This is a genomic window from Pseudomonas sp. CBZ-4, from assembly GCF_000346755.1.
In the GTDB taxonomy this organism is placed as follows: Bacteria; Pseudomonadota; Gammaproteobacteria; order Pseudomonadales; family Pseudomonadaceae; genus Aquipseudomonas.
In genome coordinates this window covers 82,165-96,729 of sequence record NZ_ANNV01000148.1, presented here as the reverse complement: position 1 = coordinate 96,729, position 14,565 = coordinate 82,165, and the positions used below count along the sequence as shown (strand labels likewise).

Genomic DNA, 14,565 nt, shown 5'->3' with positions numbered 1-14,565 from the left:
CATGAGCAACTGGTTAGTAGACAAACTGATCCCTTCGATCATGCGTTCCGAGGTGAAGAAAAGCTCGGTTCCTGAAGGTCTGTGGCACAAGTGCCCATCCTGCGACGCGGTGCTGTACCGCCCGGAGCTGGAAAAGACCCTGGACGTTTGCCCCAAGTGCAACCACCACATGCGTATCGGCGCCCGCGCCCGTATCGACATCTTTCTGGATGCCGACGGCCGTGCCGAACTGGGCGCTGACCTGGAGCCGGTTGACCGTCTCAAGTTCCGCGACAGCAAGAAGTACAAGGACCGCCTGACCGGCGCGCAAAAGCAGACCGGCGAGAAAGACGCGCTGATCTCCGTCAGCGGCAAGCTGCTGGGCATGCCCGTTGTGGTCTCGGCGTTCGAGTTCTCCTTCATGGGCGGCTCCATGGGCGCCATCGTTGGCGAGCGTTTTGTACGCGCTGCCAACTATGCCCTGGAAAACCGTTGCCCGATGATCTGCTTCGCCGCCTCTGGTGGTGCGCGCATGCAGGAAGCGCTGATCTCCCTGATGCAAATGGCCAAGACCTCCGCGGTGCTGGCGCGTCTGCGTGAAGAAGGCATCCCGTTCATCTCCGTACTGACCGACCCGGTCTACGGCGGCGTTTCCGCCAGCCTGGCGATGTTGGGTGACGTGATCGTCGGCGAACCCAAGGCCCTGATCGGCTTTGCCGGCCCGCGCGTGATCGAGCAGACCGTGCGCGAAAAACTGCCGGAAGGCTTCCAGCGCAGTGAGTTCCTGCTGGAGCACGGTGCAATCGACCTGATCATCCCGCGCGGTGAACTGCGTCCACGCCTGGGCAACCTGCTGGCACAAATGATGGGCCTGCCGACACCCGTGTACGTCGCGCCTAAAGTTGAACCGATTGTCGTGCCGCCGGTGCCAGCAAACCTATGACCCAACGTACCCTGGGCGAATGGCTCGCCTACCTTGAGCAGTTGCATCCGTCCGCCATCGACATGGGCCTGGAGCGCTCGCAACAGGTAGCGGCCCGCCTCGGGTTGGGCCGGCCGGCACCGCGCGTGATCACGGTGACCGGCACCAACGGCAAAGGCTCTACCTGTGCCTTTGTCGCCGCGCTGCTGCAAGCCCAAGGGCTGAAGGTCGGCGTGTACAATTCCCCGCACCTGCTGCGCTACAACGAGCGGGTGCAGCTCAATGGCGTCGAAGCCACGGATGAGCAACTCTGCGAAGCCTTCGCCGCGCTCGACGCCGGGCGTGGCGAGATTTCCCTGACTTACTTCGAGATGGGCACCCTGGCGGCGTTCTGGCTGTTCGAGCGTGCGCAGCTGGACGTGGTCGTGCTGGAAGTGGGTTTGGGCGGGCGCCTGGATACGGTCAACGTGGTGGATGCCGACCTGGCGCTGGTGACCAGTATTGGCGTGGACCATGCGGATTATCTTGGCGATACCCGTGAGTCCGTGGCCTATGAAAAGGCCGGGATCTTCCGTCAGGGCAGGCCTGCGCTGTGTGGTGACATTGACCCGCCGCATACCTTGCTGGACAAGGTGCGCGAGCTGGGCTGCCCGTTCTACTTGCGGGGCCGCGAATTCAATCTTGAAGTCGGTGAGCAGCACTGGCAATGGCGCGGGCGTGATGCGCGTGGTCAGGTGGTGGAGTTGCACGACCTGCCGCTGCTGAACCTGCCGATGGAAAACGCCGCACTGGCGTTGCAGGCTTACCTGTTGCTGGATCTGCCGTGGGATGCCGGGCAGATTGCGGCGACCCTGCAGGCCACTCGGGTGGTGGGGCGCCTGGATCGCCGTGCGTTCGAGTGGGAAGGCAAGCGCCTGAACCTGCTGCTGGATGTGGGGCATAACCCGCATGCGGCGCAATACCTGGCGCGGCGCCTGTCGCGTACGCCGCCGGTCGGTCGTCGTCTTGCGGTATTCGGCTTGCTGGCCGATAAGGATCTGGACGGCGTGGTGGCGCCATTGCTGGATGATGTCCAGGCCTGGGCGGTCGCGCCGCTGGATTCGCCGCGCAGCCGTCCGGCTGTTGAGCTGGCGGCGGCGTTGCAGAACCTTGGTGCGTCCGTGGCGTCGTATGCAAGTGTCACTGCAGCCCTTGAGGCGCAGTGCGCGGTTGCCACGCCTGACGACGAAATTCTGTTGTTCGGATCATTTTATTGTGTTGCCGAGGCGCTTGAGTGGTTGGCCCGGCGCTCCACGGAGGAAGCTGCACATGGCATTACTGGATAGCGCATACAAGCAGCGAATGGTCGGAGCTCTGGTTCTGGTGGCGTTGGCGGTGATTTTCCTGCCGATGCTGTTTTCCCGCCAGGATGAGCAACGCCAGGTCGTGGTTGAAGCGCCCGCTGCGCCGCAGATGCCTGTGGTGCCTCAGGTGCAGGTAGAGCCGGTGGTGGTGCCAGAGCCGCAGGCCTTGCCTGAGGAAGAGCCGGTGCCGAGCGATGCTGAAATCGCCGCGCAAACCGCACCGTCGATGCCTGTGCAGCCAAGTGTGCCGGTGGTCAAGCCAGCGCCGGCGCCCGTTGTGGCGGCCAAACCTGCTGCGCCGGCTCCTGCGCCCAAGCCTGTAGCGCCGCAACCGGCCGCGCCGGGCAAGCCGGATGTGGGACAGAGCCGTATCGATCCGAATGGCCTGCCGATCAGTTGGTCGATCCAGCTGGCCAGCCTGGCCAATCGCGAGAGCGCCGACGCCTTGCAGAAAAAGCTGCGTGCTCAGGGCTATAACGCCTACATCCGCAGTGCCGACGGCAAGAACCGGGTGTTTATCGGGCCGCTGATCGAGCGTGCCGAGGCGGATCGCCTGCGCGATTTGCTGGGGCGCCAGCAGAACCTCAATGGTTTTGTGGTGCGTTTCCAGCCTGAACGCGGCTGATTACCGCCAGTTTCCGAGTGAAATGCAGGCCAAGTGTGGGAGCTGGCTTGCCTGCGATAGCGGTGGGCAGTCAACAGTGATGTTGAATGTGCCGGCCTCATCGCAGGCAAGCCAGCTCCCACATTGTTTTTGGGGTGGGGTTGAAATGGCATCAATCCATCACAAACTACTGATTTGCAAAGCACGCACAATCACCGCTTACCGATAGCCCAGCGCTCTGCTAAAATGCGCCGCCTTATCTGTCTGTAGGCTGCACTGTGCCATTTACCTGGGTTGATTGGGCGATCGTTGCAATCGTCGCCATCTCCGCTTTGATCAGTCTAAGCCGCGGCTTCGTAAAAGAAGCTCTGTCGTTGCTGACCTGGATCATCGCAGGAGTCGTAGCCTGGATGTTCGGTGGTTCACTGTCGGTCTACCTGGCCGGATACATCGAGACACCTTCGGCTCGCGTCATCGCGGGCTGCGCCATCATGTTCATCGCCACGCTGCTGGTGGGGGCAATGGTCAATTATCTTATTGGCGAGTTGATACGTGTCACCGGCCTCTCCGGTACCGATCGATTTCTCGGCATGGCCTTTGGTGCCGCGCGTGGCGCGTTGCTGGTGGTTGTGGCGGTCGGGCTGTTGAGCCTGGGGCCAGTACAGCAGGATTCGTGGTGGCAGGAGTCGGTACTCGTGCCAAAATTTCTATTGGTTGCCGATTGGTCCAAGAACCTCATTCTGGGGTGGAGCAGTCAGTGGCTGGCCAGCGGAATCAGCGTACCCGCTGATCTTCCGTTCAAGGAACACCTCTTGCCGGCCAAAACGCCGCAGTAAGCTGTGTTCAGTCAAGATTCATTAAGTAGGGGTTGCGTCGCATGTGTGGCATCGTCGGTATCGTCGGTAAGTCGAACGTCAATCAGGCGCTGTATGACGCGCTAACCGTCCTCCAGCACCGCGGCCAGGACGCTGCCGGTATTGTGACCAGCCACGACGGCCGGTTATTCCTGCGCAAGGACAATGGCCTGGTACGTGACGTGTTTCATCAGCGTCACATGCAGCGCCTCGTCGGGCACATGGGCATTGGCCATGTGCGTTACCCGACTGCCGGTAGCTCGACTTCGGCCGAAGCTCAACCGTTTTACGTCAACTCGCCTTACGGCATCACCCTGGCGCATAACGGCAACCTGACCAACGTTGAACAGCTGGCCAAGGAGATTTACGAATCTGACCTGCGCCACGTCAACACCAGCTCCGATTCGGAAGTGCTGCTGAACGTGTTCGCTCACGAGCTGGCCCAGCGCGGCAAGCTGCAGCCGACCGAAGAAGACGTGTTCGCTGCCGTCACTGACGTGCACAACCGTTGTGTCGGTGGCTACGCGGTCGTAGCGATGGTGACCGGTTACGGCATCGTTGGCTTCCGTGACCCCCATGGCATCCGTCCGATCGTGTTCGGCCAGCGTCACACCGACGAAGGCGTCGAGTACATGATCGCGTCCGAAAGCGTGTCCCTGGACGTGCTGGGCTTCACCCTGATCCGCGACCTCGCGCCGGGCGAAGCGGTGTACATCACCGAAGATGGCAAGCTGCACACCCGCCAGTGCGCCGTGGCACCGAAACTGACCCCATGCATTTTCGAGCACGTCTACCTGGCGCGCCCGGATTCGATCATCGATGGCGTTTCGGTGTACAAGGCGCGCCTGCGCATGGGCGAGAAGCTGGCCGAGAAGATCCTGCGCGAGCGTCCTGAGCACGACATCGACGTAGTGATTCCGATCCCGGACACCAGTCGTACCGCTGCACTGGAGCTGGCCAACCACCTGGGCGTGAAGTTCCGCGAAGGCTTCGTGAAGAACCGCTACATCGGCCGTACCTTCATCATGCCGGGTCAGGCAGCACGCAAGAAGTCGGTGCGCCAGAAGCTCAACGCCATCGAGCTGGAGTTCCGTGGCAAGAACGTGATGCTGGTGGATGACTCCATCGTGCGTGGCACCACCTGCAAGCAGATCATCCAGATGGCCCGCGAAGCCGGTGCGAAGAACGTGTACTTCTGCTCCGCAGCCCCAGCTGTGCGTTACCCGAACGTGTACGGCATCGACATGCCGAGCGCCCACGAGCTGATCGCCCACAACCGCACGACCCAGGACGTTGCCGACCTGATCGGCGCCGATTGGCTGATCTATCAGGACCTGCCGGACCTGATCGAAGCCGTGGGTGGTGGCAAGATCAAGATCGAGCAGTTCGACTGCGCCGTGTTCGACGGCAAGTACGTGACCGGTGATGTCGATGAGGCCTACCTGAACAAGATCGAGCAGGCGCGCAACGACTCGTCGAAGATCAAGACCCAGGCGGTCAGCGCGATCATCGATCTGTACAACAACTGAGTAGACACCGGCCCTGAGGGGCCGGTTTTGTATCTTAAATAAAGAATCGAGTAAGGAGTGGCAGCATGAGTCAGGAATGGGATGCCGGTCGGTTGGACAGCGACCTCGATGGCGTAGCTTTCGATACCCTGGCTGTGCGCGCCGGTCAGCACCGCACGCCGGAAGGTGAGCACGGTGATCCGATGTTCTTCACGTCCAGCTATGTATTCCGTACTGCCGGTGATGCGGCTGCGCGCTTTGCTGGCGAAGTGCCGGGCAACGTCTATTCGCGCTACACCAACCCGACCGTGCGTGCGTTCGAAGAGCGTATCGCGGCCCTGGAAGGCGCTGAGCAGGCGGTAGCCACGGCGACCGGCATGGCGGCGATCCTGGCGGTGGTGATGAGCCTGTGCAGCGCCGGCGACCACGTGTTGGTGTCGCGCAGTGTGTTCGGCTCGACCATCAGTCTGTTCGAGAAGTATTTCAAACGCTTCGGTATCGAAGTGGACTACGTGCCGCTGGCGGATCTTTCCGGTTGGGACGCAGCGATCAAGGCCAATACCAAGCTGTTGTTCGTCGAGTCGCCGTCCAACCCGCTCGCCGAGTTGGTGGATATCGCCGCGTTGTCCGAAGTGGCTCACGCCAAGGGCGCGATGCTGGTGGTGGATAACTGCTTCTGCACGCCGGCATTGCAGCAGCCGCTGAAGTTGGGCGCGGACATCGTTGTGCACTCGGCCACCAAGTTCATCGACGGCCAGGGTCGTTGCATGGGCGGCGTGGTTGCTGGTCGCGGCGAGCAGATGAAGGAAATCGTCGGCTTCCTGCGCACCGCTGGCCCGACCTTGAGCCCGTTCAACGCCTGGATCTTCCTCAAAGGCCTGGAAACCCTCAGCCTGCGCATGAAAGCCCATTGCGCCAACGCGCAGGCACTGGCCGAGTGGCTGGAGCAGCAGGATGGTATCGAGAAGGTGCACTACGCCGGCCTCAAGAGCCACCCGCAACACGAGTTGGCCCAGCGCCAGCAGCGTGGTTTCGGTGCAGTGGTGAGCTTTGAAGTGAAGGGCGGCAAAGACGGCGCCTGGCGCTTTATCGATGCCACGCGCCTGATTTCCATCACCGCCAACCTGGGCGACAGCAAGACCACCATCACCCATCCGAGCACCACATCTCACGGGCGCCTGGCGCCGCAAGAGCGTGAGGCGGCGGGCATCCGTGACAGCCTGATCCGTATCGCGGTGGGCCTGGAAGATGTGGCCGACTTGCAGGCTGACCTGGCTCGCGGGCTGGCGGCCTTGTGATCGAATGGTCCCAGGAGGGCGCGGCGGCCACTAACGGCCGCGTCGCGTTGGTGACGGGTGCTGCCCGTGGTATCGGCCTCGGGATTGCCGCATGGCTGATCAGTGAAGGCTGGCAGGTGGTGTTGACCGACCTGGACCGCGAGCGGGGTTCCAAGGTGTCCAAGGTGCTGGGGGAAAACGCCTGGTTTATCACCATGGATGTGGCCGATGAGAAGCAGGTCGCCCAGGGCGTTGCCGAGGTGCTTGGGCAATTTGGGCGCCTGGATGCCTTAGTGTGCAATGCGGCGGTGGCTGATCCGCGCAATATCACCCTGGAAAGCCTCGACCTGGCCTACTGGAACCGTGTGCTCGCGGTGAATCTCAGTGGGCCGATGTTGTTGGCCAAGCACTGTGCGCCGTACCTGCGTGCCCATGGCGGTGCCATCGTCAACCTGGCTTCAACCCGCGCTCGTCAGTCCGAGCCGGACACCGAAGCCTATGCGGCGAGCAAGGGTGGTTTGCTGGCGCTCACCCACGCGCTGGCCATGAGCCTTGGCCCGGAAGTGCGGGTCAACGCTGTAAGCCCTGGCTGGATCGATGCGCGTGATCCGGCTGCGCGGCGTGCCGAGCCTTTGACGGATGTCGACCATGCCCAGCATCCTGCGGGCAGGGTCGGTACGGTGGAGGATGTGGCGGCAATGGTGGCGTGGTTGTTGTCGCGCCAGGCTGGGTTTGTCACCGGGCAAGAGTTTGTCGTGGACGGTGGCATGAGCAAGAAGATGATTTACAGCGAGTAGGGCGGGTAGCTGTCTTGAAGCATTTTTGTCTTTTTCAGAAAAACTTCAAGCAGGCTATTGACTTAGGTCCGTTACCTGCGTAAATTTCGCGGCCTCAACGAAGCAAAGGGTGATTAGCTCAGCTGGGAGAGCATCTGCCTTACAAGCAGAGGGTCGGCGGTTCGATCCCGTCATCACCCACCACTTCTTGAGAGTTTTGCCTTAGGGCAAGACGCAACGTTAAAGGTTGCACCGACGCGCAGCGGTAGTTCAGTCGGTTAGAATACCGGCCTGTCACGCCGGGGGTCGCGGGTTCGAGTCCCGTCCGCTGCGCCATATTTTCCAGGTCTGATCTGTCAGGCTTGAGATCGAACAGCCAAGGCTGGTTGATCAGATGTTTAAAGACGGTTGGGGGTTTATACCCAGCCAGTCAAGCGATACGCAGCGGTAGTTCAGTCGGTTAGAATACCGGCCTGTCACGCCGGGGGTCGCGGGTTCGAGTCCCGTCCGCTGCGCCATATCTGCTCCAGGGCCCACTGAACGCCTTGAAGCACAAAGAAAGCCTCTGGCTACTTTGATCCGATAGCAAAGACCCTGGTCGAAAGACCGGGGTTTTTTGTGCCTGCGATTTGGTCCAGTGACACCAACAGGTCAAAAGTGTGGGAGCGGGCTTGCCCGCGATAGCGGTATATCAGTTGGTGAGTTTGTTGACTGATCCGGCGCCATCGCGGGCAAGCCCGCTCCCACAGTTGGATTGTGGTCAGAACCCTAGCTTGTCTCGCAGCCCGTAATACCAAGCCCCCAGCGCCGCAAACGGTGTACGCAACAATTGCCCGCCCGGGAACGGGTAGTGCGGCAGGTCGGCAAACGCGTCAAAACGCTCTGCCTGTCCTCGCAATGCCTCCGCCAGTACGTTGCCCGCCAGGTGCGTGTACGTCACGCCATGGCCGCTGCAGCCCTGTGAGTAATAGATATTGTCGCCCAGGCGGCCTACCTGCGGCAGGCGCGACAGGGTCAGCAGGAAGTTGCCGGTCCAGGCGTAGTCGATCTTCACGTCCTTGAGCTGCGGGAAGGCCTTGAGCATCTTCGGGCGGATGATTGCTTCGATGTTCGCCGGGTCGCGCGCGCCGTACACCACGCCACCGCCGAAGATCAGGCGTTTGTCGCTGGTGAGGCGGTAGTAGTCGAGCAGGTAGTTGCAGTCTTCGACGCAGTAATCCTGTGGTAGCAATGTCTTCGCCAGCTCGTCGCCCAGCGGTGCGGTGGTGATGACCTGGGTACCGCATGGCATCGACTTGGCCGCCAGTTCCGGCACCAGGTTCCCCAGGTAGGCGTTGCCCGCGACGATGATGAACTTGGCCCTGACCTTGCCCTCGGCGGTGTACACCACCGGATTGGCGCCACGCTCGATACGTAGCGCCGGCGACTGTTCGTAGATCGTGCCGCCCAGGGACTCCACTGCCGCCGCTTCACCCAGGGCCAGGTTGAGTGGGTGGATGTGACCGCCGCTCATGTCCAGCAGGCCGCCCACATAGTTGTCACACGCCACGACTTCGCGGATGCGGCGCTCGTCCAGCAGTTCCAGCTGTGTATGGCCGTAGCGCTCCCACAGGCGCTTCTGCGACTCCAGGTGGCCCATGTGCTTGCTGTTGAGTGCGGCGAACACACCGCCGTCCTTCAGGTCGCACTGGATCTGATATTTGGCAACCCGCTCGCGGACGATCCGGCCGCCCTCAAACGCCATCTGCCCGAGCAATTGCGCCTGCTGGGGGCCGACGCTGCGCTCGATGACATCAATATCTCGGCTATAGCTGTTGACGATCTGCCCACCGTTACGGCCTGACGCGCCAAACCCTACCTTGGCGGCTTCCAGCACCGTCACGCGAAAACCGTTCTCCAGCAGGAACAGCGCGCTGGAGAGGCCGGTGTAGCCGGCGCCAATCACGCACACATCGGTTTCGACATCACCTTGCAGCACCGGGCGGGGCGGAACCGCATTCGCGGACGCGGCGTAATACGACTGGGGGTAGGGGGTGTTCGCCATCCTGGAACCTCTGTTTTATATTTTTTACGAGTGCCCCGATCCTACCTGAGTTGAAAATTGCCTGCCAGCCACCCGAAAACCACGGGTATCCCCAGCTCAAATAAATAATTCGCATATTCATAGGGTTAGCTGCAAAAAAGATGTTGACACCCCTCCGGAATTCCGTAGAATGCCGTCTCACAGCAGGCACGTAGCTCAGTTGGTTAGAGCACCACCTTGACATGGTGGGGGTCGTTGGTTCGAGTCCAATCGCGCCTACCAAACAAAATCCGCTCTGCTGGGCGGTCTAGAAAGGCTCACCGAAAGGTGGGCCTTTTTTTGTTGTCTGGATTTACACGTGGCCGCAGCCTGGCACCAGGCGTTGTGCGTGCGAATCCACTGGTCAGGCTGGATCTCGCGCAATAGTGCTTCTCGCAAGGCCAACCGCCGCGGTAATGGCGGCCCGGGCTTGTGGGCTGTTTTTCCAACAGGTCGAACCTACTGCGGCTGAGGCTTGCGCCAGAATGTCACTGACGTTCGATTCTCCGAGCTCGGCCAGGGATTCGATGCCCATCTGTTCAAGTCGAGCAATCACGGTCGGCCCTACGCCCTTGAGCGCAAGCAGCAGAAATCTTTCTTCCGGTGAAAACGGCATCCACAAAATCCTTTTTGGGTGTTGGGGAAATCCTGGGCAAACGAAAGTGGAGTCAAAACGACTCCAGCGGTGAATCCATATAGCCTGGGCGTATTGATCAATCAGCAAAAAAGCTGAGCCACCGATAGCAGGCAGATGATCTGTACAACCATCTGGCAGCGAATCTCACCATTTGTTGTCGCCATACCCATTTGTCCGGCGTACATAGTGGACTACCTCTTTGTCAGCTAAGCGATGCACAGAAATGCGCTACCGCACGAATGAGTATAGGTGCTGTGTGAGATTCTTCATCGTTACGCCGACCAGGCGCGACGAGCAGTATTGGGGTCAACCCGGCGGTTGGCCCTTTTTTCATCGTTGGCGCCATACTGAGCGACGTTTTCGTCTCATGCAGGAGGTTGCAATGGAATTGGCAATGGAAGTGTCGTTCAACGTATCTGAACAGGAGCGCGAGGCAATCCTCAAGCCGCTGCGCGCTTACAACCTCAGTGTTACCGGAGAAATGCCTTTCGAAACCGTCGGGATTTTACTGCGTGACCCCGACAGCCAAGAAGTTGTTGGGGGCTCTACGGGAAGATTTCCTACGGTTGGCTGTTCGTTGAATTGTTGAGTATCCCGGACCGGATGCGCACCCAAGGCACGGGCACGCGGTTGATGCGTACCGCTGAGGACTTGGCGCGCCAAAGAGGTTGTGTCGGGATCTGGCTGGATACGTTCAGCTTTCAGGCGCCCGGGTTTTATCGAAAACTGGGTTTCAGTGAGTTTGGTCACGTTGCCGACTACCCGCCGGGTCATCAGCGCTTCTTTTTTCAGAAGCGTTTCGCGTAGAACCCTGGGCGCTGATGACCGCCAGCGGGCTTCAGCGCAGCCTCCAATCACTCACAAAATTTATTGGTTTGCAGCAACAATTTTTCTTGTTGGACACCTCCCGCCCCAGGCAGCAAAGTTGCCGCCACTGACGCTCGACCTTCCGGGTCAACAATAAAAAACCGAGCCGACTGCACGCCACTTCTTGCTGTGAACCCTTTGTTCACATCCTGCTGTAATGGCGCCGCAGCGCGCATTTAAGGACTTCACCGTCATGCAAACTGTTGTGAACCTATGGCCGTTGATCGGCGTACTTGTCATCGTGGTTGGCTTTGTCTTGCGCTTCAATCCACTGTTGGTGGTCACCGCCGCCGCCATCGCCACCGGGCTTGCTGCCCATTTCCCCTTGGAAAAAATCCTCGCCACCATGGGGGATGGTTTCCTTCAGACCCGCGCCCTGCAATTGATCCTTTTGTTGCCCCTGGCTGTCATCGGCTTGCTGGAGCGCCATGGTTTGCGCCTGCATGCGCAGAACTGGATTGCACGGTTTGAGCGAGCGACGGTTGGGCGCTTGTTGATCATCTATCTGTTTGTGCGTGAATCCACGGCGGCCATGGGCTTGACCAGCCTGGGCGGGCATCCGCAGATGGTGCGTCCGCTGTTGGCGCCGATGGCCGAAGGGGCGGCGGAAAAGCGCTACGGCAAGTTGCCGGACAAGGTACGACACAAGGTGCTGGCGATGTGTGCGGCGACTGACAACGTGGGGTTGTTTTTTGGTGAGGACATCTTTGTCGCCTTTGGCGCGATTGCACTGATGCACACTTTCCTGCTCGGCTCGGGCATTGATGTGGAGCCACTGCACATTGCGGTGTGGGGCATTCCCACGGCGATCTGCGCCTTTATCGTCCACGCGATCCGTTTGCATCGGTTTGACCGCAGGCTCACCCGCGAGCTGACGCCGGCCGCTACGTCTGTGGAGGCCGTGCAATGATTATCTCTATTCAATATCTGTACTGGTTGGCCGGTGTGCTGCTGCTGATCACCGCAGGCATGATCGTGCTGGATCGCAGCCACCCCAAGCGCTGGTCCAGCGCGTTGTTCTGGCTGCTGTTTGCCATCCCCTTTCTGGTTGGTGAGCGCTTGCCGTCGGTAGTTATCGGTGCCGGGGTCGTGGTGATGGCATTGATCGCCGGGATGGGCGGTGTTGGCCGTGGCCAACACGCTGAACTCCATGACAAGGCCTCTCGCGCCAGCGCCGGTCGCTTGGGGCACAAGCTGTTTATTCCTGCACTGGCCATTCCGCTGACCACGGTGATTGGCTCGGTATTGCTCAAGCACACCGAGATCGGCGGCGTACCGCTGCTGGACCCGAAAAACACCACCTTTGTGTCCCTTGGCATCGGCTGCCTGATCGCCCTCGGCCTGGCCTGCTGGCTGACTCGCGATACGCCGGTGCAAGCCCTGCGCGAATCCCGGCGCCTCACAGAAGCCTTGGGCTGGGCCATGGTGCTCCCGCAAATGCTGGCGATGCTTGGGTTGTTGTTCAATGAGGCGGGTGTCGGTACGGCCGTCGCCCACGTCACCACTACCTATATCAACCTGGATTACAAGTTGGTGGCGGTGATGGTCTATGTGTTGGGCATGGCGTTGTTCACAGTGATCATGGGCAACGGTTTTGCGGCCTTCCCGGTGATGACCGGTGGTGTCGGCGTGCCGGTACTGGTGGGGATCTACGGTGGCAACCCGGCGGTGATGGCGGCCATTGGCATGTTCTCCGGCTACTGCGGTACGTTGATGACGCCGATGGCGGCAAACTTCAATATCGTACCGGCAGCGCTGCTGGAGCTGCCGGACAAGAACGCGGTGATCAAGGCACAACTGCCTACGGCGTTGATGATGTTGGTGGTCAATATCGTCCTGCTTTACCTGCTGATGTGAGATCAAGATGGAAACGATACTACTGACAGGATTTGAACCTTTTGATCGAGACCTGGTGAATCCATCCTGGGAGGCGGTGCGCCAGCTGGACGGCATGCAACTGGACGACGATGTGCGGATTGTTGCGCGACGGTTGCCTTGCGCGTTTGCCACGGCGGGCGACTACCTGGCCCAATTGATCGCGGAGCTGTCCCCGGTGATGGTCATTGCCACTGGCCTCGGTCCGGGGCGCAGCGATATTTCCATCGAGCGGGTGGCGATCAACGTCAACGATGCGCGCATCCCCGATAACTTGGGCGCGCAACCTATCGACACAGCGGTGGTTGTGGGTGGTCCCGCAGCCTACTTCACCACGCTGCCGATCAAGGCGATGGTCAAGGCCGTGCGCGAGGCAGGGCTCGCGGCCTCGGTTTCGCAGACCGCAGGTACGTTTGTATGCAACCAGGTGTTTTATCGGTTGCAGCACCTGCTGGCCGGGACAGCTGTGCGCAGTGGGTTTATTCATGTGCCCGCCATGCCGGAGCAGGTGGTTGGATCGGGTCAGCCTTCGATGGCTTTGGCGATGCTGGTTGAAGGCTTGCAGGTTGCGGTACGGGCGGCGTGGCGTACACCCATGGATGTGGTGGAGGCCGGCGGACAGGTCAGTTGACCTGTCCGCTTGGCCTTAGCTGGAATGCAATCGGATCAATCCGAAGGCGATAGCGCATGCAAGTCCAGCCATTGCGAGCGTGGTAGCGACGAAGCATTTGATGATGTTCATCTCCGTCGTCGCCAGGTCTGCCCGGGTGGCGAAGTGTTTTTCAATGGAGTCAGCCTTGTTCGAAACAGTTAATAGCTTCTCTTTCATTTCTGTTAACCCCTTTTCCAGTAAGCCCAAGCGTTTTTCCAGGCCGGAACCTCCGTCGTTACCTCCAGCGATTCTGCCTTGAGCCAGAGCATTCAGGGTGTTCGCGTCACCGAGCTGATGTTGTCTTTTTTCCACTGCGTGACATCCGTTTCAAACAATGTGAGTGAGTGCTTCGGAACCAAGAATAGTAGGAGTGCGAGCCAGCAGGGGCAGGCAAATTTTTGCAAAATAACACCGTGGCTCTGGGTTGTGGTTTTCAGTCCCCCGGCTCGGTGAGCAGCCAGCGTTTACAAGCATCGATGGCATCCGTAGATTGCTTCGGGCCGATCATTTGTTACCGCCCATGAGGAAGCCACGCAGTGTCCATCCCAGCAGCTCAACATTACCGCGCCTTTCTGTTCGATATGGACGGGACCCTGCTCAACTCCATCGCCGCTGCCGAGCGGGTGTGGAGCATTTGGGCGCAACGTCATGGTCTGGACGTAGCGGCGTTCCTGACCACCATTCACGGCGCCCGTGCGATTGACACGATCACGCGCCAGGCATTGCCCGGCGTCGATCCAGAGGTCGAGGCGCAGTGGATTACCGAAGCCGAGATCAACGACGTCGAAGGTGTTGTCGCGATACCTGGCGCCGTTGCTTTCCTGAACGACTTGCCGGGCGATCAATGGGCGCTGGTCACGTCTGCCCCTCGGACGTTGGCGTTGCGTCGTCTGCAGGCTGCGGGAATTACTCCACCAGCTGTGTTGGTGACCGCCGAAGATGTCGTCACCGGCAAGCCTGATCCCGCCTGCTACGTTTTGGGTGCGCGGCGACTGGGTGTGCCGGTTCAGGAGTGCCTGGTGTTCGAGGATGCAACAGTGGGCATTCGGGCGGGCGAGGCTGCGGGTGCAGATGTGATGGTCGTGACCTCGACACACCTCAAGCCCATGGTGACAAAGCATCCGTCGATAAGCGGATATGAAAAACTACAAGTCCGGCGCAGCGCCGACGGCTTGCTGTGCGTGCAGGGCAGGGACGAATGATACGAAG

General features: G+C 60.3%; 14 protein-coding genes, 4 tRNA genes and 1 pseudogene. 16 read left to right on the top strand and 3 right to left on the bottom strand.

Annotated elements, in window-relative coordinates:
• Position 1: 1 nt before the first annotated feature.
• The 10 genes from accD to B348_RS0120025 all read left to right on the top strand — a co-directional run bounded on the left by accD (position 2) and on the right by B348_RS0120025 (position 7,781).
• Positions 2 to 922: an acetyl-CoA carboxylase, carboxyltransferase subunit beta gene (gene accD / locus B348_RS0120070; protein WP_017737853.1), complete on the top strand. Its 921-nt coding sequence runs from the start codon at positions 2 to 4 to the stop codon at positions 920 to 922.
• On the top strand, positions 919 to 2,226 hold the full coding sequence (folC, locus tag B348_RS0120065) for a bifunctional tetrahydrofolate synthase/dihydrofolate synthase (RefSeq protein ID WP_017737852.1): 1,308 nt from the start codon (positions 919 to 921) through the stop codon (positions 2,224 to 2,226). The genes accD and folC overlap by 4 nt, the downstream gene beginning before the upstream one ends.
• Complete coding sequence (locus tag B348_RS0120060) at positions 2,210 to 2,869, top strand: SPOR domain-containing protein (RefSeq protein ID WP_026136932.1); 660 nt, start codon at positions 2,210 to 2,212, stop codon at positions 2,867 to 2,869. The genes folC and B348_RS0120060 overlap by 17 nt, the downstream gene beginning before the upstream one ends.
• 257 nt (positions 2,870 to 3,126) lie before the next feature.
• Positions 3,127 to 3,684 (top strand): CvpA family protein, encoded by a 558-nt coding sequence (locus B348_RS0120055; protein ID WP_003192538.1) that lies wholly within the window; start codon positions 3,127 to 3,129, stop codon positions 3,682 to 3,684.
• A gap of 41 nt (positions 3,685 to 3,725) precedes the next feature.
• Entirely contained in the window at positions 3,726 to 5,231 is a 1,506-nt protein-coding gene (gene purF / locus B348_RS0120050; protein WP_017737850.1) for an amidophosphoribosyltransferase, read from the top strand.
• 65 nt (positions 5,232 to 5,296) lie between these two features.
• The gene (locus tag B348_RS0120045) at positions 5,297 to 6,508 is read left to right on the top strand and encodes an O-succinylhomoserine sulfhydrylase (RefSeq protein ID WP_017737849.1); all 1,212 of its coding nucleotides are present in this window, start codon (positions 5,297 to 5,299) and stop codon (positions 6,506 to 6,508) included.
• Positions 6,505 to 7,284 carry an SDR family oxidoreductase gene (locus tag B348_RS0120040; protein WP_017737848.1) on the top strand — a complete coding sequence of 260 codons (780 nt, stop codon included), beginning with the start codon at positions 6,505 to 6,507 and terminating at the stop codon, positions 7,282 to 7,284. The genes B348_RS0120045 and B348_RS0120040 overlap by 4 nt, the downstream gene beginning before the upstream one ends.
• A 107-nt stretch (positions 7,285 to 7,391) precedes the next feature.
• Positions 7,392 to 7,467: transfer RNA gene (locus B348_RS0120035), tRNA-Val, on the top strand.
• A gap of 55 nt (positions 7,468 to 7,522) precedes the next feature.
• A tRNA-Asp gene (locus B348_RS0120030) sits at positions 7,523 to 7,599 on the top strand.
• Positions 7,600 to 7,704: 105 nt separating this feature from the next.
• Positions 7,705 to 7,781: transfer RNA gene (locus tag B348_RS0120025), tRNA-Asp, on the top strand.
• Positions 7,782 to 8,023: 242 nt separating this feature from the next.
• Here the strand turns inward: B348_RS0120025 and B348_RS0120020 are convergent.
• Positions 8,024 to 9,307, bottom strand: coding sequence for an FAD-binding oxidoreductase (locus tag B348_RS0120020; protein ID WP_017737847.1), 1,284 nt, complete (start codon positions 9,305 to 9,307; stop codon positions 8,024 to 8,026).
• Between the two features lie 184 nt (positions 9,308 to 9,491).
• Here B348_RS0120020 and B348_RS0120015 point away from each other — a divergent pair.
• Positions 9,492 to 9,568 (top strand) — tRNA-Val (locus tag B348_RS0120015).
• 121 nt (positions 9,569 to 9,689) lie between these two features.
• Here B348_RS0120015 and B348_RS0120010 read toward each other — a convergent pair.
• Positions 9,690 to 9,941 carry a Pathogenicity locus gene (locus B348_RS0120010; protein WP_017737846.1) on the bottom strand — a complete coding sequence of 84 codons (252 nt, stop codon included), beginning with the start codon at positions 9,939 to 9,941 and terminating at the stop codon, positions 9,690 to 9,692.
• 403 nt (positions 9,942 to 10,344) lie between these two features.
• On the opposite strand from B348_RS0120010, the pseudogene B348_RS01000000130160 reads away from it, so the two are divergent.
• The 4 genes and pseudogenes from B348_RS01000000130160 (at position 10,345) to pcp (ending at position 13,335) form a co-directional block, all read left to right on the top strand.
• A pseudogene (locus tag B348_RS01000000130160) lies at positions 10,345 to 10,769 on the top strand (GNAT family N-acetyltransferase).
• Positions 10,770 to 11,022: 253 nt separating this feature from the next.
• On the top strand, positions 11,023 to 11,739 hold the full coding sequence (locus B348_RS0120000; protein ID WP_026136931.1) for a DUF969 domain-containing protein: 717 nt from the start codon (positions 11,023 to 11,025) through the stop codon (positions 11,737 to 11,739).
• Positions 11,736 to 12,686 (top strand): DUF979 domain-containing protein, encoded by a 951-nt coding sequence (locus B348_RS0119995; RefSeq protein ID WP_017737844.1) that lies wholly within the window; start codon positions 11,736 to 11,738, stop codon positions 12,684 to 12,686. The genes B348_RS0120000 and B348_RS0119995 overlap by 4 nt, the downstream gene beginning before the upstream one ends.
• Positions 12,687 to 12,693: 7 nt before the next feature.
• Positions 12,694 to 13,335 (top strand): pyroglutamyl-peptidase I, encoded by a 642-nt coding sequence (gene pcp / locus B348_RS0119990; protein ID WP_026136930.1) that lies wholly within the window; start codon positions 12,694 to 12,696, stop codon positions 13,333 to 13,335.
• Positions 13,336 to 13,350: 15 nt separating this feature from the next.
• Here pcp and B348_RS0119985 read toward each other — a convergent pair whose 3' ends face one another.
• The gene (locus B348_RS0119985) at positions 13,351 to 13,668 is read right to left on the bottom strand and encodes a hypothetical protein (RefSeq protein WP_017737842.1); all 318 of its coding nucleotides are present in this window, start codon (positions 13,666 to 13,668) and stop codon (positions 13,351 to 13,353) included.
• A gap of 224 nt (positions 13,669 to 13,892) precedes the next feature.
• Here B348_RS0119985 and B348_RS0119980 point away from each other — a divergent pair, with 224 nt between their 5' ends.
• Positions 13,893 to 14,558 carry an HAD-IA family hydrolase gene (locus tag B348_RS0119980; protein WP_017737841.1) on the top strand — a complete coding sequence of 222 codons (666 nt, stop codon included), beginning with the start codon at positions 13,893 to 13,895 and terminating at the stop codon, positions 14,556 to 14,558.
• Positions 14,559 to 14,565: the final 7 nt, after the last annotated feature.